The 22,668-nt window shown below is 43.6% G+C and carries 20 protein-coding genes; 7 read left to right on the top strand and 13 right to left on the bottom strand.

What is annotated here, in order from left to right; genetic code table 11:
• Positions 1–107 precede the first annotated feature (107 nt).
• The gene (locus D3222_RS10470; protein WP_118986101.1) at positions 108–1,103 is read left to right on the top strand and encodes a sulfate ABC transporter substrate-binding protein; all 996 of its coding nucleotides are present in this window, start codon (positions 108–110) and stop codon (positions 1,101–1,103) included.
• Between the two features lie 48 nt (positions 1,104–1,151).
• Here D3222_RS10470 and tpiA read toward each other — a convergent pair whose 3' ends face one another.
• Positions 1,152–1,919 (bottom strand): triose-phosphate isomerase, encoded by a 768-nt coding sequence (gene tpiA / locus D3222_RS10475; protein ID WP_118986102.1) that lies wholly within the window; start codon positions 1,917–1,919, stop codon positions 1,152–1,154.
• Positions 1,920–2,051: 132 nt separating this feature from the next.
• Positions 2,052–2,660 carry a YiiQ family protein gene (locus tag D3222_RS10480; RefSeq protein ID WP_118986103.1) on the bottom strand — a complete coding sequence of 203 codons (609 nt, stop codon included), beginning with the start codon at positions 2,658–2,660 and terminating at the stop codon, positions 2,052–2,054.
• A gap of 61 nt (positions 2,661–2,721) precedes the next feature.
• Between D3222_RS10480 and D3222_RS10485 the strand changes: the two genes are divergently transcribed.
• Entirely contained in the window at positions 2,722–3,156 is a 435-nt protein-coding gene (locus D3222_RS10485) for a DUF805 domain-containing protein (protein WP_118986104.1), read from the top strand.
• Positions 3,157–3,158: 2 nt separating this feature from the next.
• On the opposite strand, the gene fpr is transcribed toward D3222_RS10485, so the two are convergent.
• The 3 genes from fpr to D3222_RS10505 all read right to left on the bottom strand — a co-directional run bounded on the left by fpr (position 3,159) and on the right by D3222_RS10505 (position 6,709).
• The gene (gene fpr / locus D3222_RS10490) at positions 3,159–3,905 is read right to left on the bottom strand and encodes a ferredoxin--NADP(+) reductase (RefSeq protein ID WP_118986105.1); all 747 of its coding nucleotides are present in this window, start codon (positions 3,903–3,905) and stop codon (positions 3,159–3,161) included.
• A 419-nt stretch (positions 3,906–4,324) separates the two neighbouring features.
• Positions 4,325–5,848: a glycerol kinase GlpK gene (glpK, locus tag D3222_RS10500; protein ID WP_118986106.1), complete on the bottom strand. Its 1,524-nt coding sequence runs from the start codon at positions 5,846–5,848 to the stop codon at positions 4,325–4,327.
• A gap of 30 nt (positions 5,849–5,878) precedes the next feature.
• On the bottom strand, positions 5,879–6,709 hold the full coding sequence (locus D3222_RS10505; protein ID WP_118986107.1) for an MIP/aquaporin family protein: 831 nt from the start codon (positions 6,707–6,709) through the stop codon (positions 5,879–5,881).
• A 304-nt stretch (positions 6,710–7,013) separates the two neighbouring features.
• Here D3222_RS10505 and zapB point away from each other — a divergent pair, with 304 nt between their 5' ends.
• Complete coding sequence (gene zapB, locus D3222_RS10510; protein ID WP_011148831.1) at positions 7,014–7,256, top strand: septal ring assembly protein ZapB; 243 nt, start codon at positions 7,014–7,016, stop codon at positions 7,254–7,256.
• Between the two features lie 68 nt (positions 7,257–7,324).
• Here the strand turns inward: zapB and rraA are convergent, their stop codons facing one another.
• The 7 genes from rraA to priA all read right to left on the bottom strand — a co-directional run bounded on the left by rraA (position 7,325) and on the right by priA (position 15,443).
• Positions 7,325–7,834, bottom strand: a complete 510-nt coding sequence (rraA, locus tag D3222_RS10515) for a ribonuclease E activity regulator RraA (protein WP_118986108.1) — start codon at positions 7,832–7,834, stop codon at positions 7,325–7,327.
• A gap of 149 nt (positions 7,835–7,983) precedes the next feature.
• A complete protein-coding gene (locus tag D3222_RS10520; RefSeq protein WP_118986109.1) occupies positions 7,984–8,901 on the bottom strand; it encodes a 1,4-dihydroxy-2-naphthoate polyprenyltransferase in 918 nt (305 codons plus the stop codon).
• Positions 8,902–8,995: 94 nt separating this feature from the next.
• Positions 8,996–10,327 (bottom strand): HslU--HslV peptidase ATPase subunit, encoded by a 1,332-nt coding sequence (hslU, locus tag D3222_RS10525; protein ID WP_118986110.1) that lies wholly within the window; start codon positions 10,325–10,327, stop codon positions 8,996–8,998.
• A gap of 11 nt (positions 10,328–10,338) precedes the next feature.
• Positions 10,339–10,869, bottom strand: a complete 531-nt coding sequence (gene hslV, locus D3222_RS10530; protein ID WP_118986111.1) for an ATP-dependent protease subunit HslV — start codon at positions 10,867–10,869, stop codon at positions 10,339–10,341.
• A gap of 123 nt (positions 10,870–10,992) precedes the next feature.
• Positions 10,993–11,820, bottom strand: coding sequence for a cell division protein FtsN (gene ftsN / locus D3222_RS10535; protein ID WP_118986112.1), 828 nt, complete (start codon positions 11,818–11,820; stop codon positions 10,993–10,995).
• Between the two features lie 69 nt (positions 11,821–11,889).
• Positions 11,890–12,918 (bottom strand): DNA-binding transcriptional regulator CytR, encoded by a 1,029-nt coding sequence (gene cytR / locus D3222_RS10540; RefSeq protein ID WP_118986113.1) that lies wholly within the window; start codon positions 12,916–12,918, stop codon positions 11,890–11,892.
• 326 nt (positions 12,919–13,244) lie between these two features.
• Positions 13,245–15,443, bottom strand: a complete 2,199-nt coding sequence (gene priA / locus D3222_RS10545) for a primosomal protein N' (RefSeq protein WP_118986114.1) — start codon at positions 15,441–15,443, stop codon at positions 13,245–13,247.
• Between the two features lie 219 nt (positions 15,444–15,662).
• Here priA and rpmE point away from each other — a divergent pair, with 219 nt between their 5' ends.
• The gene (gene rpmE / locus D3222_RS10550) at positions 15,663–15,878 is read left to right on the top strand and encodes a 50S ribosomal protein L31 (protein ID WP_118986115.1); all 216 of its coding nucleotides are present in this window, start codon (positions 15,663–15,665) and stop codon (positions 15,876–15,878) included.
• 119 nt (positions 15,879–15,997) lie between these two features.
• On the opposite strand, the gene metJ is transcribed toward rpmE, so the two are convergent.
• Positions 15,998–16,315: a met regulon transcriptional regulator MetJ gene (metJ, locus tag D3222_RS10555; RefSeq protein WP_036780112.1), complete on the bottom strand. Its 318-nt coding sequence runs from the start codon at positions 16,313–16,315 to the stop codon at positions 15,998–16,000.
• Between the two features lie 287 nt (positions 16,316–16,602).
• Between metJ and metB the strand changes: the two genes are divergently transcribed.
• The 3 genes from metB to metF all read left to right on the top strand — a co-directional run bounded on the left by metB (position 16,603) and on the right by metF (position 21,430).
• Positions 16,603–17,763 carry a cystathionine gamma-synthase gene (gene metB, locus D3222_RS10560; RefSeq protein WP_118986116.1) on the top strand — a complete coding sequence of 387 codons (1,161 nt, stop codon included), beginning with the start codon at positions 16,603–16,605 and terminating at the stop codon, positions 17,761–17,763.
• A gap of 2 nt (positions 17,764–17,765) precedes the next feature.
• The gene (locus D3222_RS10565) at positions 17,766–20,201 is read left to right on the top strand and encodes a bifunctional aspartate kinase/homoserine dehydrogenase II (RefSeq protein WP_118986117.1); all 2,436 of its coding nucleotides are present in this window, start codon (positions 17,766–17,768) and stop codon (positions 20,199–20,201) included.
• Positions 20,202–20,545: 344 nt separating this feature from the next.
• The gene (gene metF / locus D3222_RS10570) at positions 20,546–21,430 is read left to right on the top strand and encodes a methylenetetrahydrofolate reductase (RefSeq protein ID WP_118986118.1); all 885 of its coding nucleotides are present in this window, start codon (positions 20,546–20,548) and stop codon (positions 21,428–21,430) included.
• The last annotated feature ends 1,238 nt before the right edge of the window (positions 21,431–22,668 follow it).

The following is a 22,668-nucleotide window of genomic DNA, read 5'->3' on the forward strand; positions in this document are numbered from 1 at the left end:
ATATTCCTATCACATATAAATAAATGCTTTTAATTATTTCTGAGTGATAACGCTTTCTGTCAGCCTTGGATTTCATAACAGCTAAAACAGTTTGTGGAGAGATTCAAATGAGAATCAGACGGCGTGTAGCATTGACCTTACTATTGATTACCAGTAGCAGCGTCTGGGCAAAAGATCTTCAGCTTCTTAATGTTTCTTATGATCCAACCCGCGAGTTATATCAGCAATATAATCAGGCTTTTAGTGATTATTGGCAGCAGAAGACAGGGGATAAAGTGATAATCCGGCAATCTCATGGTGGCTCGGGTAAACAGGCAACTTCTGTTATCAATGGCCTTGAGGCGGATGTGGTGACACTGGCTTTGGCCTATGATGTGGATGCCATTGCGGAACGTGGTCGGATAGCGAAGGCATGGATTAAGCGTTTGCCAGAGAATTCTGCCCCTTATACTTCAACTATTGTTTTTTTAGTGCGGAAAGGTAATCCAAAGCAAATTAAAGACTGGTCAGATTTAGTTCGTCCAGGAGTATCTGTTGTGACACCTAATCCAAAAACATCAGGTGGTGCACGCTGGAATTATCTGGCCGCATGGGGTTATGGGTTGATTCATAACAATCAGGATCAGGACAAAGCGAAAGCGTTTGTTAAAGCCCTTTATCAGAATGTTGAAGTGCTAGATTCTGGCGCAAGAGGAGCAACTAGTACTTTTGTCGAGCGTGGAATCGGTGATGTATTGATTGCCTGGGAGAATGAGGCATTATTAGCGATTAATACGCTTGATAAAGATAAATTCGAAATTGTGACACCTAGTCTTTCAATTCTGGCTGAGCCGACGGTTTCCGTCGTTGATAAGGTCGTTAATAAACGCCATAGCCGTGAGTTAGCAACAGAATATCTGCAATACCTTTACTCTCCAGTTGGGCAAGAAATAGCGGCTAAAAACTATTATCGACCACGTGATCAAGCGGTTGCCGATAAGTATAGTTCTTCTTTCCCTGCGTTGGAGTTATTTACTGTTGATAAAGTATTCGGTGGTTGGGGAAAAGCGCAAAAAGTACATTTTGCGACGGGTGGTGTGTTTGATGAGATTATTCAGCGCTAAAAAGGAATAACCGCCGTAGGTATACGGCGGTCAATTAGCATTAAAATATTATGCTTTTTTCGCAGCGGCTGCGGCTTTTACGATAATAGCGAAAGCATCAGCTTTTAGGGATGCACCACCAACCAGTGCACCGTCAATGTCTGGCTGAGCAAAGAGTTCGGCAGCATTATCTGCGTTCACAGAGCCACCGTACTGGATAATGACCTGTTTTGCGATTGCTGTATCTTTCTGCGCAATATGATCGCGAATGAATTTGTGTACAGCCTGAGCTTGTGCCGGTGTTGCTGATTTGCCTGTACCAATTGCCCAAACAGGTTCGTAAGCGATGACCGCACCTTGGAATGCTTCTACTCCCAATGTGTTCAGAACTGCATCAATTTGCCTTGCGCATACGGTTTCAGTCTGACCAGCTTCATTTTCCTGTTCAGTCTCGCCGATGCACAAAACAGGAATTGGACCTTGCTGTTTAAGAATGGCAAATTTTTTCGCAATGAATTCGTCACTTTCTTGGTGGTAAGTACGGCGTTCAGAGTGGCCGATGATAATGTATTCTGCGCCAATGTCTTTTAACATTGCGGCGGAAGTTTCACCGGTAAATGCACCAGATAGGTTAACGTCAACATCCTGTGCGCCCAGAGCAATCCGGCTGCCAGCCAGCGCTTGTTTAGCCTGAGAGAGATAAAGTGCTGGTGGTGCGATAGCGACGTCACAGCCGGTAACACTGCTTAATTCTTTACGCAGGCCAGTGATAAGTTCGTTAACCATGTGGGTACTACCATTCAATTTCCAGTTACCCATAACTAATGGATGTCGCATGTTTTTTCCTCCAACCAGAGAAGTTTAAGTAGTGAGCTGAATGAAATTCATTCTTAGGATCGATTCGGTAGATCAGCGCTTCACAGTATAGTGATCATTGCAGACAATAGCTTTTTTTATTACTAAATTTGATTAGTTATCGGGTTCAGATAACCATAGCTTAATCGGTTCAATAGCGAAAGTAAGCGTTTTTTCGCTACTATTTACCACAATATAGCGAATAGCGCCGATGTTGTGGCTGTAAAATGGCGATTTTTTGCTGTTTATGAGTAAGTTATCAATATTCTCTTTGCTTTGTTCCTGTGAAAGCGTTGGGTTAAAGTGGCGCATCAGCGCTACCATGTATTGCTCTGCCAGCATTTGGTTTTGCTGAGTTTCAGCGGTATTTTCCGATGGTAGTAATGTCAGTTGCAGACTTTTGATTTTTTCACTTCCTCGCTCAAGTACGGCGGAAGAATAAAGTTTTTCATTGATTTTGCTGGCAGCTCGTGTCAGTGGCAGATAAATGTTTTTACTTATGATTACCCGATACTCGCGTAGTGGCAATGTTGGGTTGCGGCGATTATATTTTTCGCGAAATCGCGGGATAGTTTCATCGAAAGAGGGGGCATTCGGCAGAAGATAGATCGCTTGTATTGTAGGTTCTGTGGTTGTGGATTTATCAGCATTGGCTACCAACGGCAAACCGACGCTGCTTGCTGCTAATATTATGGCTGGAAATTTATTAACGTCTATTTTCATGTTGCCGCTCGCTTAGGTTAAACTGCGTTGAGAAACAGAATACACGATTGGAAAAGAATAGATGACATTACAACAATGGGGTTTTTCATTTAAAGGACGAATTGGGCGGCGTGAATTCTGGATTGGCATCGGTGTTTGCTTGGCCTTGATGTTTGTTATCTTGACTATTCAGGGAATGAATTCTTTAACCATGTACTATGCTATTTTTGCGCTTGTCTTGGTGATGTATCCCGTAGCGGCAATGATGGTTAAGCGTCTGCATGACCGAAATAAGCGGGGAGGGTGGTCGCTGCTTTTATTACTGTCAGGATTGTTGATTACTGTTGACTGGGGTGGCATGGCACCATTTTGGCAATGGGGGATTGGCCGTTTTATCCCCACATTGATCATTGTAATGATAGCGCTTGATTGCGGTGTATTCCGTGGTACGGATGGGCCAAACCGGTTTGGTGAGGCAACAGAGAAAGTGGATTTTATTTCTGTCAAAGATGACTGAAATTACCAATATTGCTCACTGGTGATATGCCCCGGTTTGCGGCGTAAGTGTTTTGTCATTCCACGCTGCTCTTTTAGCAGTCGTTGGGTATCTTTCACCATTTGAGGGTTACCGCATAACATAATATGGCTGTTGTCACTGTTCATCGTAAGCCCGAGAGTGGCCTCAAGTTCGCCGCTCTCGATCAATGCCGGGATACGACCAGTCAATGAGCCGGGGTTTTGTTCACGGCTGACAATAGTTTGAATTCGTAGCTTGCCATGAAGACGCTCAACTAATTGCTGCATTAAGGGCAGATAGCTTAAATCTTGTGTTAGTCTGACTGCATGCACCAATACGATGTTCTCGAATCTTTCTAGGTAGTCCCCTTGTTGAAGAATTGACAGATAGGGACCAATGGCTGTTCCCGTTGAAAGCATCCATAATGTTTTGCAATCAGGTATTTCATCAAGAATAAAAAAGCCTGCTGCTTGTTCTGTCACTAATAGATTATCACCAGGTTGTAGTGCGGCTAACCGTGGGCTGAGTTTGCCTTCAGGAACCGTCACTAAATAAAATTCAAGATTATTATCTGTCGGAGCGTTAACGTAAGAATAGGCCCGTTGCACCCGCTCATCATCTATTTCCAGCGCTAGTTTTGCAAACTGACCAGCGGTGAATTCTTCAACCGGTGCATGCATCCTGATGCTGAATAAGGTGTTCGTCCAGTGAATAACTTGTGTGACTTTTCCTGTAACCCAGTTTGCCATTGGAACTTGTCTCCTATCCTGAAAGAAATCCCCGAACCGTTTGTTTTTACGTCGTTATTTTAGTCTATAGAGCTAAATACCATTATCGATTCTGTGTCATAGGGAAATGAATCCATTTTTTCTTAATATCTGGTTTGAATAGTCGAGGTTATCTTAATAGCCGATAAGAATTTCAGTAGAAGATGCAGAAAACTAACAGCTTGCCATGCTATAGATCTTATCTATAAATATGGAGATAAATTATCAAAGGAATATTTTGATTTTATCTACGAGATAATAAAAAGTCTGTCGATATTAGGTTTTATGCTAGATCTTAATGTTCGGTTCAGTTTTAAAAGAAAATTTCTGAAGGTAGGAAATAAATAGAATTTCAAAGGGTGGAAAATTCCACCCTTTCTTTATTTTACTGTCAGTAAATCTTAGCCTTTATCTTCCCAATCCTGCGCGCGGGCAACCGCCTTTTTCCAGCCATTGTATTTGTAATTACGTTCAGTGGTTTCAATACTTGGACGGAATTCTTTTTCAATGGTGGCTTTACTTTTCACTTCATCCAGGTCTTTCCAGTAGCCAACTGCCAATCCTGCGAGGAATGCCGCGCCCAATGCAGTGCTTTCACGCACCACAGGACGTTCTACACGTGTGCCAAGAATATCTGATTGGAATTGCATCAGGAAGTTATTGGCAACGGCTCCGCCATCTACCCGTAGTGCTTGCAGCCGGGTGCCTGCATCAGCTTGCATGGCATCCAGTACATCACGGGTCTGATAGGCGATAGATTCCAGCGTCGCACGAATGATGTGATTACTGTTGGTACCGCGGGTTAGGCCGAAAATTGACCCTCGGGCGTAGGGGTCCCAGTAGGGGGCGCCAAGGCCGGTAAAAGCAGGGACTACATACACGCCGTTACTATTTTTAACTTTAGTGGCAAAGTATTCGGAGTCAGCCGCATCTGCAATAAGTTTCAGTTCATCACGCAACCACTGAATAGAGGCACCACCAACGAAAACCGCACCTTCAAGTGCATAGTTCACTTCGCCGCGAGGACCACAGGCAATGGTTGTCAGTAGGCCGTGGTTGGAGCGCACGGCATCTGTACCCGTGTTCATCAGCAGGAAACAGCCTGTCCCGTAGGTGTTTTTCGCCATACCCGGTTGGACACAAAGTTGTCCATATAGAGCAGCTTGCTGATCACCTGCGATACCTGAGATAGGGATCCGAGTGCCACCTTTACCACCGATATTGGTCTGACCATAAATCTCAGAAGATGAATGAACGCTAGGCAGTAGGGAACGAGGGATTTGTAACTCATCAAGAATATGCTGATCCCACTCCAGATTGTGGATATTGAACAGCATTGTTCGGGAGGCGTTTGTGAAATCGGTAACGTGGACTCGGCCTTGAGTCATTTTCCATACCAGCCAGGTATCCACAGTACCGAATAGGAGCTCACCTTTTTCAGCCCGTTCCCGGGCGCCTGCGACGTTATCTAAGATCCATTTCACTTTGGTGCCGGAGAAATAAGGATCTACTACCAGCCCTGTATTCTGGCGAATATATTCTTCCAATCCCTCTTTTTGTTTTAGTTTAGTACACGCGTCCGCGGTACGGCGGCATTGCCAAACGATGGCATTGTGGATAGGTTTACCGGTTTCTTTTTCCCAAATAATCGTTGTTTCACGTTGGTTGGTAATACCAATACCGGCAATCTGATCAGAACGAATATCCGCTTTCGCTAATACTTCTACCAGCGTTGAGCTTTGGGTTGCCCAGATTTCCATTGGATCGTGTTCTACCCAACCCGGTTTAGGATAAATTTGCGTAAACTCTCTTTGGGAAATTGAGATAATATTGGCGTCGTGATCAAGAATTATTGCTCGGGAGCTGGTGGTTCCCTGATCAAGGGCGACAATATACTTTTTCTCAATCATATTTTCTGTTGTCATGATAATAACCTGTTCTGGTGATGCTCTACTTTAGGCATTCTTTTTCTTCTGGTCTTCAGTCTTATGAACATCAGATGGTAAATTGCGACCAATAAGTTTGCGGTAGCCAAATGCTCCCACAATACCGCCGATAATGGGGGCGGTCAGAGTAACCAGACAGTAAGGGATTTCACGCCCACCCGTCAGGGCAATATTTCCCCAACCCGCCAGATAAGCAACTAATTTGGGGCTAAAGTCCCGGGCCGGGTTCAGCGCGAAACCGGTTAATGGGCCAAATGCACCGCCGATAACGGCAATCACAATACCAATCAGTAACGGGGCCAGAGGACCGCGGGGAATACCGTTGCCATCGTCAGTCAGCGACAGAATTAAGCAGAGTAGAATGGCGGCAATGATAACTTCTATCATAAAAGCCTGAGAAATGGACAGTGGCGCCATTGGGTAAGTAGAGAATACACCTGCTGTAAACAGGCTTTCAGGCGTACCACGAACGATATTGTGTACCTGTTCGTAATCAAGGAATACGCTGTAGTACATCATGTAAATGAGAGCGGCGGCGATAAAGCCACCAATCATCTGGGCAATAATAAAAGGGATAACTTTTTTGCCATCAAAACGGGCAAACAACCATAAGGCAATCGTCACCGCCGGGTTAAGGTGAGCACCGGAAACACCTGCGGTGAGATAAACAGCCAACGCAACGCTCATACCCCAAATAATACTGATTTCCCACAAGCCTAATTGTGCGCCGGCGATACGTGCAGCGGCAACACAACCTACTCCAAGGAAAACCAATAGTGCGGTACCAAGAAACTCAGCGATACATTGTCCGGTTAATGTCGTGCTAGTGGTTTGGCTCATATGTTCTATCCTACAAAGAAGATTTTAGAGGCGTAATTATTATTGTCACCTTTCAGAAATTGAAAAGGGGATTATGTAAATTTATCGTTAATGCGCGGAAACGAGAAATAGCGAAATTGAAATGTGTGTGTTGTGTCAACAAAATGAGCGAATCCGCATTTATCCGCTATTTTGCTAAAAATCAAAGTGTGAGGTACTTTGGGGTTTTTATTTGATAGTTATTTTTCATGTGTTGGGGATGTTGCTAGACAGGGGCGCTTTGGCTACATACAATCAGACCATTGCTTATAAGGGGGAACCGAGAATGTCATTTGAAGTTTTTGAAAAGCTGGAAGCCAAGGTTCAGCAGGCGATTGATACTATTACCCTGCTACAAATGGAAATTGAAGAATTAAAAGAAAAAAATCGATCTTTGTCTCAGGAAATTCAGAATGCAACCAGCGGCCGCGAGTCTCTGGCTCATGAAAATGAGCAATTAAAACAAGAGCAACAAGTATGGCAAGAACGTTTGCGTGCCTTGTTAGGCAAAATGGAAGATGTTCAGTAATTAAAATTTCCAGCAGACAAAAGAAGGGCGATCTGAAAAATCGCCCTTAGTTTTACTATACGTTATCATCAGATGATCTCATCTTCTTCGTTATCATCAAGTCCCAGTGGCTCTTCAGACAAAATGATACCGGTGTTATCGGCATACAAATAATCGCCAGAGAAGAAGGTGACACCACCAAAATTCACCCGGATATCGCTTGCGCCGGTCCCTTCATCACGACAGCCAGCAGGAATAGCGGCTATAGCTTGAATGCCGAGGTCTAACTCTGCTAGTTGGTCAACCTGACGTACAGCACCGTAAATAACAATGCCCTCCCATCCATTTTGCACGGCGAGTTGTGCCAGCTCAGCGTCAATTAATGCTTGGCGTACAGAACCACCACCATCTACCAGTAAAATGCGTCCATGACCGTTGTCTTCAAGCAGGTCGTAAAGTAACCCGTTGTCTTCAAAGCATTTAACCGTGATGATTTGACCACCAAATGAAGTACGCCCGCCAAAATTGGAGAACATAGGCTCTACCACATTTACTTCTTCTTGATAGATGTCACAAAGCTCGGAAGTATCATATTTCATAGGATTTACGTCTGGTTAAGGTATGGAACAGTAAGTATATCCCTTTCAGGCCGATGTTAGCAAAATCATCAATTATTAAATTGATATTGTTAACAGGTATCCAGAATGATTAAGTTACAACACCTTCGGAAAAACAGCACAAATACTGTCTAATTAAAAATAAGACCAACTGAAAATAGAATATTAGTCAATAATGCCGCTTTAACCATCTGTCCCAACATTGGACGCATTCCTTCCGGTGTGGGTTCATTAAGTACATACCACATATGTTTGAACAACCAAGGCAGAGTGAGCAGGAACAACCAGCCTGACCAACCAGACGGGTTTTGTACGGTGAATAATACCAAGCAAAGTATTGCTGTGATTATTAAACATCCGTGATAATAACGGGCTTTTTTAGGGCCGAGACGGACAGCTAGGGTGTTTTTGCCATGCCGTTTGTCATCTTCAATATCACGCAAATTATTGATATTTAAAACAGCAACAGAGAGAAGACCACAGGCTGTTGCCGGGAGTATGATAACCGAGTCAAAAAAACCTGCTTGAAGATAATAAGTACCGGCAACACTTAACCAGCCAAAGAAAATCAGTACTGAAATATCGCCAAGTCCCATATAGCCATAAGGCTTTGTACCGACTGTATAGGTAATTGCAGCAATAATTGCTAGCAGGCCAAGGACCAGAAAACCGAATATATCCCTGGGTTCTTCACAGGCAACGGCAATCAGGGCACTACCAGACAGACAAGCTAGTAGGACAATAATCTTCAGTGCTTTTTTCATCTGTGATACGGTAATAATGCCTTTTTGCATCCCACGTAGTGGCCCAATACGCTTTTCAGTATCACTGCCTTTGATAACATCACCGTAATCATTGGCGAGATTGGACAGAATTTGCAGTATAGCTGCTGTCAATAGCGCCAGTAAGGCAACCGGTAGCTTGAAATGCCCTGTCCAGGCAGCGAGAGCTGAGCCAGTAATAATGGCGGCAAGGGCGAGTGGTAGCGTTTTAGGACGCAGACTTTCCAGCCATGCTTGAGTTTGACTGATGGAAGTTGATGAGTTCATTTCTGTGTTTACTTACTCCTGTAAATTTATAATTAATAATGGGAGGCAAGCCTCCCATTATTAATTATAGTGGATCAGGAATCGTATATACCGATTATAGGATAAAGCGGCTCAGATCTTCATCCGCAACCAATTCATCTAGATGCTTTTTAACATAGTCGGCATCAATATCAACTGACTGGCCACGACGTTCGCTGGCTTCGAAGGAGATATCTTCTATCAGCCGCTCAAGCACAGTATGTAGGCGACGGGCCCCGATATTTTCGGTTGATTCATTTACCTGCCATGCGGATTCTGCAATTTTGCTAATGCCATCAGCCGTGAAACTGATGCTCATACCTTCCGTTGCCATCAGTGCTTTGTACTGTTCCGTCAGGGATGCACTCGGTTCAGTCAGAATACGCTCAAAATCTTTTGTAGTTAGTGCCTGTAACTCCACCCGAATCGGCAGACGCCCTTGTAATTCAGGGATCAGATCGGAAGGGCTGGCAACCTGGAATGCACCTGAGGCGATAAACAGGATATGGTCTGTTTTTACCATGCCGTGTTTAGTGGATACCGTACAACCTTCCACCAATGGCAACAGGTCACGCTGAACACCTTCACGGGAAACATCAGGGCCTGAAGTCTGGCCTCGTTTGCAGATTTTGTCGATTTCGTCAATGAAGACAATACCGTGTTGTTCAACGGAATCAATAGCCTGTTGTTTCAATTCTTCCGGGTTAACCAGTTTAGAGGCTTCTTCTTCGATCAGTAGCTTGAAAGCATCTTTGATTTTTAGCTTACGAGATTTGTGTTTCTGACCGGCAAGGTTCTGGAACATAGATTGCAACTGATTTGTCATCTCTTCCATGCCCGGAGGTGCCATGATCTCGACGCCCACAGGTGTAGTAGCAACATCAATCTCGATTTCTTTATCATCAAGTTGACCTTCACGTAGTTTCTTACGGAATGCCTGGCGTGCGGCTGATGGCTCAACTTGTGTCTCCGTTTGTCCCCAGTTATTTTTTGCTGGTGGGATCAGGGCATCCAGAATACGCTCTTCTGCTAATTCTTCTGCCCGATAACGGTTTTTTTCGATGGATTGCAGGCGAACCATTTTAACTGCGGCATCTGTCAGATCACGGATGATAGAGTCGACTTCTTTACCAACATAGCCAACTTCGGTGAATTTTGTCGCTTCGACTTTGATAAACGGCGCATTTGCCAGTTTTGCCAGACGACGGGCGATTTCGGTTTTACCTACCCCAGTCGGACCAATCATCAGGATATTTTTAGGTGTTACTTCGTAGCGCAGCGTTTCATCTAGCTGCATACGCCGCCAGCGGTTACGGAGTGCGATAGCTACAGCGCGTTTCGCTTTGTCCTGACCAATAATGTGGTTGTCAAGTTCGCTGACAATTTCGCGTGGAGTCATTTCAGACATACTATCTACCCTTACGCTTTTGAAGGAAGTTCTTCGAAGTTGTGATTATGGTTGGTGTAAATACAGATATCACCGGCAATTGTTAGCGCTTTCCCTGCAATTTGTCTGGCACTGAGATCGGTATTTTCCAGCATTGCCCGTGCGGCGGATTGGGCGTACGGGCCACCGGAACCAATGGCAATCAGGTCATTTTCTGGCTGAATGACATCGCCGTTGCCTGTAATGATCAGGGAGGTATTTTCATCTGCAACTGCCAGTAGTGCTTCCAGTTTGCGTAGCATGCGATCAGTGCGCCAGTCTTTAGCAAGCTCAACCGCTGCTTTGGTCAGATGCCCTTGGTGCATTTCAAGTTTACGTTCAAACAGTTCAAACAGAGTAAAAGCGTCTGCTGTACCGCCGGCAAAACCCGCGATTACTTTGTCATTATAGAGGCGGCGAACTTTACGGACATTGCCTTTCATGACGGTATTACCCATCGTTGCCTGTCCATCACCACCGATTACGACTTGGCCATTACGGCGAACACTTACGATTGTAGTCACGAGTAAGCCCTTGGTTACAAAAATAGATAAATGTGACGCACGGTACTTTCGACAGTGTATACGGCTATCGAAAATACCGTGTGCACGGTGTTAGCAGTATAGATGGGGGAGAATTATAATTTTTCAACCCCCAGTAACACGGAGAATGCAACCTGATATGCCAACGCCCTTTAGGCGTTCCCGCATTTTTTCTGCGGTGTTTTTACTGTAGGGACCAAGAATAACACGATGCCAGCCGTCTCCCGTTGTGATCTGGCTTTCAATACCCGCGAATGCCAGATTGGCACGTACTGATTCAGCTTGGTCCATATTGCGGAATGAACCACATTGTAAAATCATACGCTGTGCCTTTTCTACGGGCTTAGGTTTACTGGTTTCAGCCGGTGGTAGAGTTTTTGGCTGAATTGGCTGAGTCTGCATTGGTTGTTGTGGTAACGTTTGTTGAGGTTGTGGTTGTGGTCTTGTTTCCAGCGGTTGTTGTGTCTCCGCTGATGGTTTGATGATCACTTGTGAACGCGGCACTTGAACACCATTGTATGGTACTTCTGGCAGTGAAGTCGCCGGTTGGCGCATATCCGCCTGCATTTGTTCAAGTAACTGCCGTTGCTCTGAGGTCAGCTGAGTTTGTGAATTGATTTGCCCCCTGGATGAGGGATCACGTGGTGTCTCGATACCAACGGGGCGATTTTCCAATTCTTTGATATAGCGCCAGCGTTCTTCTGGCTTTGGTGGTAACTCATTGTTTTGTCTGGAATGTTCTGGCAGTGTTTCTGGTTCGCTTTTCTGTTTATTGTGGGTAATAAAGTAAAGGCCACCAATAAAGATAACGACTAAGGCTACTGCGACGGCCAGCGTTATTTTTGGCAGCCCTTGGGCTTGGTATTTTTTCTTATCGGTATTTTTACGGCGGGCGTTTGAACGCCCGCGACTCACATAATCTCGTTGTGCCACTGTCTAATTCGCTGAGTAATTTAAGTAAAAGAAAATAAACGATATGTTACTTAACCTGCGGTTATTTGCCTAGCTTTTAGGCGAACAGGTGCTTTGCCGAATAATTAATTCCGATTCCAGTAACTGAGAACCGCCAGATATTGTGTGGCCCTGGATTTTATCTAGCAACAGTAACATTGCCTTATGACCAATTTGATAACGGGGTTGACCAACGGTAGTCAATGGTGGATCGCTGTACATGGCGAGACTTAAGTTATCAAATCCAATGATTGATAAATCTTCCGGTATTTTTAAGCCCATTCTTTTAGCCTGCCACATCACGCCAATCGCCATAACATCGCTGTGGCAGAAGATGGCTGTAGGAGGATCTAGCAGGGAGAGTAGCTGCTCGGTCAGTTTTGCGCCGCTTTCATGGGTAAAATTACCTTGGACAATATAATCTTCACGAATTGTTCCGCCAGAGCGACGTAGTGCTTGGATATATCCCTGACGGCGATAGCGGCAAATCGGTATGTTTTCTGGACCGGAAAGGCAGGCAATGCGTTTATGCCCCAATGTTTGCAGATAATGAGTCGCATTGAATGCGGCGGTTAGGTTATCAATATGAATAGTCGGCAGTTCTAGCTCTGGTACAAATTCGTTTGCCATTACCATGGGTGGTAGGTTTTTTTGTTCTTCTTTGCTGGCATCAAACGGGATATGCGAACTCAGTAGCAACAGACCATCAATTTGTTTAGTGACAATCAGGTTGAGAAACGTGTGTTCCTGTTTTTGCTGATGTTGGCAATCACCGATTAAAACCAAATAGCCATGTTGTGCCGCTGTCTTTTCAATGCCGCAAATCACATCAGTGAAAAAGGGATCACTGATATTTGGCACTATCACTAAAATAGTTTTTGACTCACCGCGTTTAAGATTACGGGATAAGTTATTGGGGTAATAACCCACAGCCAGTACAGCTTGTTCCACTTTTTGTCGGGTCTGGGAAGAAACCTTTTCTGGATTCATGAGTGTTCTTGATACTGTTGCGGTAGAAACGCCAGCCACTTCAGCGACATCTTTCATCGTTGCGGAGGTGCCATTCTTTTTCTGCTCCAAAACTCACTCCTCATTTCCTGACTGATTAGTTAAACGATTGTCATTTTCTGGTTGCCGGGAAACCGTCAGTGACTTTAAGGAAAGTTACGACATGCGGTTTAAGGTTATGACAATGTTATTAAGGGATCATTCTAAACAGTTTGGCAAATTCGTTTATTCCTTAGTTTGTAAAAAAGTGTGATATAAATCATTTATTCGATATGGCTCGCAAATTAGTGAGTAATTTTTCATTGATTACTGATTGTCGAGTATGATTTTTTAAATAGTAAATAAGAGTATGTTTAATCTGCTCAGGTTATCTGTTTTAAAATAGAGGCGATTAATTACTAACTATCTGTTGGATCAACATCGATATTCCATTTCACTTTTCGGGTTTGCGGTAAAGCTGTTATCTGTGGATAAACCAGTGCCATGATTTTTTGTAAAACAGTTCTGGATGGATGTTGAATTAATAGTTGCCAACGATAGCGACCACCTCTTTTTGACTGTAATGCAGGAACCGGGCCCATGATCCATAAGTTATCATCCCGCAAAGGGTGGTGTTCAAAAAGCAGGCGCAATTGTTGTAAGAAAGCAGGTGCTTGCTGATTATCGTGATCTTCTGACCGCAAGATAATATGGCTGGTAAATGGCGGCAAAAACACACTTTTACGTTCATCCATAGCTTGAATAGCGAAAGCATCGTAGCCTTTATTTAGCAAAATTTGCAGTAATGGATGGTCAGGATGATGAGTCTGAAGAACTACTTCTCCCCGTTTGCCAGCTCGACCAGCTCGACCAGAAACCTGTGTATAAAGTTGTGCGAAGCGTTCCGCTGCTCGAAAATCTGCTGAAAACAGAGCACCATCAACATCGAGTAAAGCAACCAGTGTGACATCAGGAAAATGGTGACCTTTTGCCAGCATTTGGGTGCCAATCAATATACGGGCATTTCCGGCGTGAATGTCAGCCAGTTGTTGCTCCAGTGTTCCTTTGCGGCTGGTGGTATCCCTGTCAATGCGAGTAATGGGTACATCAGGGAATAAGGCCGAGATACCATCTTCAAGCTGTTCTGTGCCAAGGCCAACGGGTTGAAGATGAGTAGAACCGCATTGCGGGCACTGACGGGGAACGGGGCGTTGGCTGTCACAATAATGGCAACGTAACTGACGATGGTATTGATGCAGCGTGTAATAATGGTCACAGCGTTGGCATTCTGCAATCCAGCCACATTCATGGCAGAGTAGGGCAGGTGAGTAACCGCGACGGTTAAGGAAAAGTATGATTTGATTATTGGCTTGTAGATGTTCTTCAATACGCTTTATTAGTGGTTGAGATAACCCGACTTTGAGTGGTAAACCTTTTAAGTCCAATAGATGTTGAGCCGCTGGCTGAGCATGACCTGCTCGTTTGGATAATGTTAGCGGGCGGTATTTGCCTTGTTGCACATTGTAAAGTGTTTCCAGCGCTGGAGTGGCAGAACCCATGATCACCGGGATATTCTCTTTTTTTGCTCTGAATACCGCTAAATCACGGGCATGATAACGCCAGCCTTCCTGTTGCTTATAAGAACTGTCATGTTCTTCATCAATAATGATGATGCCAAGGTGGGAGAAAGGGGTAAATAGGGCTGAACGTGTACCGATAACAATTGCGTTCTCACCTTTTTGAGCTCGTAGCCATACAACAAGACGCTCACTGTCATTCAGGGCTGAATGAAGAACATCAACCGGTGCGTTGAAACGTTCACGGAAGCGACGGATGGTCTGTGGTGTCAGGCCAATTTCCGGTACAAGTATCAGCGCTTGTTTACCTTGCTCCAGAATATTCTCCAGTACACTGAGATAAATTTCTGTTTTACCTGATCCGGTGATGCCAGCCAGTAACCAGGGAGAGAATTGCTGGTCTTCTGCACGGATAGCACCAATTGCTGTGGCTTGTTCGGTATTCAATTTCAGGCGTTCGCCGGTGATTTGGAAGTGATTTCGCCAGTTCTCAGATTCAGGTTGCACAGGGTATAAATCGATAAGTGACTTCTTTTTGAGCGATTGGAAAGCGCTTTCGCTCAGTTCCAGTTCTGTCATCTGATGGCGATATATTGCTTTACGGCGTAGGGTTGCCAGTACTTGCTGCTGTTTTGGCGAGCGCTTCAGTTGCGCCAGCGGTAATTCAGCGCCTGTTGGCGTGACTTGCCACTGCCATAGTGGAGTTGATTCTGCGGGTTTTCCCTGACGAAGCAGTACTGGCAATGCATGGAACAGGACTTCACCGATGGGGTAATGGTAATAACTGGATGCCCAGAGCAATAATTGCCAAAGATTTTCTGAAAATAAGGAGTGAGTATCGAGAATAGACTCTATGGTTTTCAGTTGTTCTGCTGGAATATCACTGTTGTCAGTTATTCTGGTGACGATCCCAATTGCTTTACGTTTGCCAAAAGGGACAATGACCCGCATCCCCGCAACAGGTAATTGACTCTCTGCGGGCAACAGATAGTCAAAAGAGCGGGTAAGAGGGACAGGCAGGGCAACCTGAACAACAGCCATAGAATTATTCCTAAAATCAATGGGTAAGTTAGAGTATAATCAAAAATTGATTATAGAGTACCATAGGTGTTGAGTGGATTTCATTGCGGGATGGGCAGATATTCTGTATGATCCGCCGCCTTTGGTATGAAATGTACCAAACTCATTTTATCAACACGACGTGTGGTGTCTGGCGGCAACAGGGCTGGATAGCGACACGGCCTTAACAGAGGTTATCCCATGAAAAAAGGTATTCATCCTAAATATGAAGAAGTTACTGCAACTTGTTCTTGCGGTAATGTAATGCAAATCAGATCTACCGTTGGTCACGCTCTGAACCTGGACGTATGCGGCCAATGTCACCCATTCTATACGGGTAAACAACGTGATGTTGCTACTGGTGGTCGTGTTGATCGCTTCAATAAACGTTTCCACGTTCCAGGTGTCAGCAAGTAATTGCAGAATTGCGTCTGTCCATGATGACAGGCCGACTGGTACTAACGCCCGGTGTTTTGCATCGGGCGTTTTGCATTTAAAAATCTCCTGACTTTTTACAGGAGTTTTTTGCACTGCTATCAATATTCCCAGGTATCAGGATCAATACCTAATTCCCGCATGATCTTTTTGGCTGCCTCTGGGATTTCATCATTACGCTCTTTGCGTAAATCAGCATCATCGGGCAGTGGCTGCCCAGTAAATGCATGCAGGAATGCTTCACACAGCAATTCACTATTAGTTGCATGACGCAGGTTATTGACCTGGCGACGAGTGCGTTCATCAGTGAGGATTCTCAACACTTTCAAAGGAATTGAGACTGTGATTTTCTTCACTTGTTCGCTTTTTTTGCCATGTTCAGCATAAGGGCTGACATATTCACCGTTCCACTCAGCCATGGGGTACCTTAAATAGTCGTAAAATCATAAAATTAAGCCAGATAACAGCACCAGCTTTCGTTGTAACATATTGCCATTTTATCGTGATTTCCTTATCAATTATACAGTTATAGTATATGCGATAAACTAATGGCTACTAATAAATAAAGCAGCATTAGTTATGATGAATAATTATCCCATTGTCTAATCTAACCGTAAAGAGGTTTAGATGTCTAGATGTGTTGACGTCTATTGTGGTAGCGGATATTCTTCCCTGACTTAATTTATGACAGATAGTGGTAGCTGATATGACACGCAAACCGGCAACGATAGCAGTTCGCAATGGGCTGAATAATGATGAACAGTATGGCTGTGTTGTTCCGCCTATTTATCTTTCCAGCACATATAACTTTACTGATTTTAATCAGCCAAGGACACATGATTATTCCCGCAGGAGTAATCCGGGCCGCGATATGGTGCAACAGGCATTAGCTAAGCTGGAGGGAGGGGCGGGTGCTATCATGACCAGCAGCGGAATGTCAGCTATTCACCTGTTATGCACGGTTTTCCTTCAACCTGGGGATCTGTTGGTTGCGCCTCATGACTGTTATGGTGGCAGCTACCGTTTATTTGACAGCCAGACTAAACGTGGTGCTTATGAAGTGGCTTTTGTCGATCAAAGTGATGAACAGGCATTAAAGCAAGTCTTGTCCAAAAAGCCAAAGTTGGTATTGATTGAAACGCCCAGCAATCCTTTATTGCGTATTGTCGATATTGCTCATATATGCCAGCTTTCCCATGAGGTAGGTGCGACAGTCATTGTTGATAACACTTTCCTGAGCCCTGTATTACAGAAGCCTTTGGAGTTGGGGGCGGATCTGGTTGTGCATTCCTGTACTAAATATCTTAATGGACATTCTGATGTGATTGCCGGAGCTATTATTGCAAAGGATGAAGAGGTCGCAGCGGAGCTCGCTTGGTGGGCGAATAATATTGGTGTAACCGGTGCGGCGTTTGATAGCTATCTGCTGTTGCGCGGCATGCGCACTTTATCGCCACGGGTCCTGTTACAGCAAAAGAATGCATTGGAGATTGTCAATTATCTTCAACAGCAACCGTTAGTGAAAAAACTTTTTTATCCTGCTTTGAAAGATCATTCTGGGCATGAAATTGCTTGTAAGCAACAATTTGGTTTTGGCGCAATGATAAGCTTTGAGTTCGATGGTGGTGAACAGGCGATACGCCGTTTTCTGTCTGAGTTAAAGTTATTTACTTTGGCGGAATCACTGGGCGGTGTGGAAACCTTAATTTCCCATACCGCTACCATGACTCACGCTGGAATGTCAGCACAGGCAAGGGCGGAAGCGGGGATTGCGGATTCACTATTGCGTGTTTCTGTGGGTATTGAAGATAGTCAGGATTTAATCGCTGATTTGGAAAATGCATTTCAGGCAGTAGTAAAGGAGTAACCATGAGTGCACTGACAGTTGCAGTGGCGGAAAATGGCCGCCAATTACATAAGTTTGGTGGAAGTAGTCTCGCGGATGTGAAATGTTATCAACGGGTAGCCAAGATTATGGCGAATTACAGCCAACCTGGTGATTTAATGGTGGTATCCGCAGCGGGCAGCACGACTAACCAGTTAATTAATTGGCTTAAACTTAGCCAGAATGACCGTATCTCCGCCCATCAGGTGCAGCAGGTTCTGCGCCGTTATCAACAGGATCTGATTAGAGGTTTGCTACCTGAAACTGTTGCTGAAAAGTTGGTGAAGCGTTTTATTGCTGATCTTGAAAAGCTAGGTGCGTTACTGGATAAACCGGTTAGTGATGTGACTTATGCAGAAGTGGTGGGGCACGGAGAGATCTGGTCCGCGCGTTTGATGTCGGCTGTGCTTGAAGTTCAGGGTATTCCTAGCGCTTGGGTGGATGCTCGCCAGTTTTTACGCGCGGAACGGGCGGCTCAGCCGCAAATTGATGTTACCCTTTCCCAACCATTGCTAAATCAGTTGCTAACACAAAACCTAAATAAACGATTGGTGGTGACTGGTTTTATCTCCAGTAATCATGATGGAGAAACGGTTTTATTGGGGCGAAATGGCAGTGATTACTCTGCAACTCAGGTTGGGGCTTTGGCAGGGGCGAGACGGGTAACCATCTGGAGTGATGTTGCTGGTGTTTACAGTGCTGATCCTAGAAAAGTCAAAGATGCCTGTTTGTTACCGCTATTACGCCTGGATGAAGCCAGCGAGCTTGCTCGTCTTGCCGCACCTGTGTTGCATGCTCGTACCTTACAGCCTGTTTCCTTCAGTGATATTGATTTGCTATTACGTTGCAGCTACCAGCCGGAGCAAGGATCAACGCGTATTGAAAGGGTTTTGGCTTCTGGGACTGGCGCAAAAATTGTTACTAGTCATGATGATGTTTGCCTGATTGAGTTGCATGTGGCTGCTCATCATGATTTTAAACAGATATACAAAGATATTGATCTGTTGTTAAAGCGAGAACAAATTCGCCCATTGGCGATAGGTATCCATCTAGACTGTAATTTGATTCAGCTCTGTTACACTTCCGAAGTGGTGAATAGTGCACTGGGCGTGCTGGAAGATGCTACGCTTCCGGGGAAACTTTCCCTAAGGGAAGGTTTGGCGCTGGTGGCGCTGGTTGGAGCTGGTGTATGCAAGAACCCATTACATTGCCACCGTTTTTATCAGCAACTTAAAGATCAGCCGGTAGAATTTATCTGGCATGCGGAGGATGGCATCAGCCTTGTTGCTGTGTTGCGGACTCATCAGACTGAACATGTTATTCAGGGATTGCATCAGAGTTTGTTCCGTGCTGAAAAGCGGATTGGTCTGATTTTGTTTGGTAAAGGAAATATCGGCTCTCGTTGGCTGGAGTTATTCGCTCGTGAGCAGAAAAACATTTCGGCTCGCAGTGATTTTGAATTTGTTCTGGCCGGTGTGGCGGATAGTCGCCGGAGTTTACTCGACTATCAAGGGATTGATGCTAGTCGAGCATTAGCTTTTTTTGATGATGAAGCGACGGAATATGATGTTGATGAATTATTTCTGTGGATGCGAGCGCATCCTTATGACGATTTGGTGATCCTGGATGTGACGGCGAGTGAAGAACTAGCTCGATGTTATAGCGATTTCGCCAGCTATGGTTTTCATGTTATCAGTGCCAATAAAATTGCTGGTGCTTCCAGTAGCAGTGATTATCGTCTTATCCGTGACGCATTTGCCAAAACCGGTCGCCATTGGTTTTACAATGCAACAGTTGGCGCTGGCTTACCTATCAATCATACCGTGAGGGACTTACGGGAGAGTGGTGATACCATTTTGTCCATTAGTGGCATTTTCTCCGGCACATTATCTTGGCTGTTTCTGCAATTTGATGGTTCAGTCCCGTTTAGTGATTTAGTCGAACAGGCGTGGCAACAGGGATTGACAGAACCTGATCCGCGTATTGATCTATCTGGTCAGGATGTGATGCGTAAATTGATTATCCTTGCCCGTGAAGCAGGGTATGAGATTGAGCCAGAGCAGGTGCGTGTTGAGTCACTGGTCCCGAAAGAAGCAGAGTCAGGCTCTATCGAACAGCTCTTTGATAATAGCGGTGCTATCAATGAGCAAATGGTGCAGCGATTAGCTGCGGCGCAGGAAATGGGTATGGTGCTGCGTTATGTTGCTCGTTTTAATGCGAATGGTAAGGCAAAGGTGGGTGTTGAGGCGGTACTCCCTGATCACCCATTGGCTTCCTTGCTACCGTGCGACAACGTGTTTGCGATTGAGAGCCGTTGGTATCGTGATAATCCGTTGGTGATCCGTGGGCCGGGGGCGGGTCGTGACGTGACAGCCGGAGCGATTCAGTCTGATCTTAACCGTTTGTCACAACTGCTTTAAGCTTTCTAACACCTCCACTGATTGATCAAATGTGATTTCCTTCGTTTGATATTTGAGGTAACGAGAGGGTAGATGTCCTGAGCAGGGCATCTTTCCTCATTGTTGCCTTAGCTATCGATCTGCTAAGCCAATATAAACAAAGCCAAAGATCCCTTGATGAATTTTTTTCCGATTCAGGGTGAATATTTCTCACCGATTTAACTCAAATTTTCTGTTGACTAAAAAATGCCGATCCCTCATCTTATTTAGACGTCTAAACGTATAGGTGTTTAGATGTGTAAATAAAAGTAACTGGCAAATTATTAAGATGGAAAATTATTCCGCTTGTTAACGAGGTGCAGGGTATGAGTTTTTTTCACGCAAATCAGCGAGAGGCGCTGAATCAGAATCTGGCTGAATTGGAAGGACAGATCCGTGTTTCATTTGAATTCTTTCCACCGCGTACAGCCGAGATGGAAAAAACCCTGTGGAAATCCATTAGTCGCCTGAGTACCCTCAAGCCTAAATTTGTTTCCGTTACTTATGGTGCTAACTCTGGCGAGCGTGATCGTACCCATAGCATTATCAAAGGAATAAAAGAGAAAACCGGTCTTGAGGCTGCTCCGCACCTCACCTGTATTGATGCCAGCCGCGATGAATTGTGTGAAATCGCCCGTGATTATTGGAATAATGGAATTCGTCATATTGTGGCTTTGCGGGGGGATTTACCTGATAACAGTGAAAAACCCAAAATGTATGGGGCTGATCTGGTTGAATTACTTAAGAAAGAAGCTGATTTTGATATTTCAGTGGCTGCTTACCCTGAAGTTCATCCTGAAGCGAAAAATTCTCAGGCTGATCTAATTTGCCTGAAACGAAAGATTGATGCGGGTGCGAACCGTGCGATTACTCAATTCTTCTTTGATGTGGAAAGTTATCTGCGTTTTCGTGACCGCTGTGTTGCCGCCGGAATTGAGGTGGAAATCGTACCGGGAATTTTGCCGGTATCCAACTTCCGTCAGCTGAAACGTTTTGCGACAATGACCAATGTTCGTATTCCAAGCTGGATGACCAGAATGTTTGAGGGGCTGGATGATGACCCTGAGAGCTCTAATCTGGTTGGTGCTTCTATTGCAATGGATATGGTGAAGATTTTAAGCCGCGAAGGTGTGAAGGATTTTCATTTTTATACCTTAAACCGCGCGGAACTGAGTTATGCAATTTGTCATACTTTGGGTGTTCGTCCTTAATCTTTGGCTCTTACTAAGGAAATCTCTTAGTAAGAGCATGTTTTTATAAAGTGTAAATCTTTATTATCTAGTTGGATAATTAACATAGCGCACAACCCTTGCTACACAAGGCGTTGTCCGAAGTGGGGCACTATTTTGGAAAATTATTTAATCTATTTATGAAATCTAATTTTATAGAATTGAAGGAATGGAGGGGTTAGAATAGTAATAAATAAAACTTTGTTATTAATTAAATTATTAAAGGTAGATTGTAGTAAATAATGACTCTGGTTATAATGTTTTTCACATAATTATTACTCTCTAAATCTCTTTATTAGGAAATAAAGTCACTCTACAGATAACTAATTGTAGTCGTCAGACTTATATCTCGTATAAAATTCTGCACTCTGGTTAATATTAACCATTGCCATATTATTTTTTAACTTTTAATATTGCAACGTAAAAAATATGTTTGTGGCTTTCCCTTATTGGTTGATAAATATATTTATAATGTTTGACATTATTATGTGGCATTTTGTCGTATTCACTATTTCATACCAACCAAATTAGAGGATAAATCAGCCCTGTGGGTGTTCTCAGGCGATATTGTTTTGCATATTCGTTATACCATCCGTTAATTAATTTCGCGATTACATAATACAGGCTCTCCTTCGGGAGAGCTTGATAGAAGCAATTTATGAGATAAATAAGATTCCAAAATAGTGCTACATCTTATACCACTCATAATTCTATGTATAACAATGGGTTGAAGAAGGCCATGTGTAGCAGAATTATGAAACGTTATTTATTTATAGAAGGTAATTTTAAATTAATTTAAGGTTTTCTATATTCTTTAAGTTTAATTTATATGGTTTCTGGTTTATACTTATCTTATTTACTTATTTACTTATTTACTTATTTACTTATTTACTTATTTACTTATTTACTTATTTACTTATTTACTTATTTACTTATTTACTTATTTACTTATTTACTTATTTACTTATTTACTTATTTACTTATTTACTTATTTACTTATTTACTTATTTACTTATTTACTTATTTACTTATTTACTTATTTACTTATTTACTTATTTACTTATTTACTTATTTACTTATTTACTTATTTACTTATTTACTTATTTACTTATTTACTTATTTACTTATTTACTTATTTACTTATTTACTTATTTACTTATTTACTTATTTACTTATTTACTTATTTACTTATTTACTTATTTACTTATTTACTTATTTAC

Source organism: Photorhabdus sp. CRCIA-P01 (assembly GCF_003545805.1).
GTDB lineage: Bacteria > Pseudomonadota > Gammaproteobacteria > Enterobacterales > Enterobacteriaceae > Photorhabdus > Photorhabdus antumapuensis.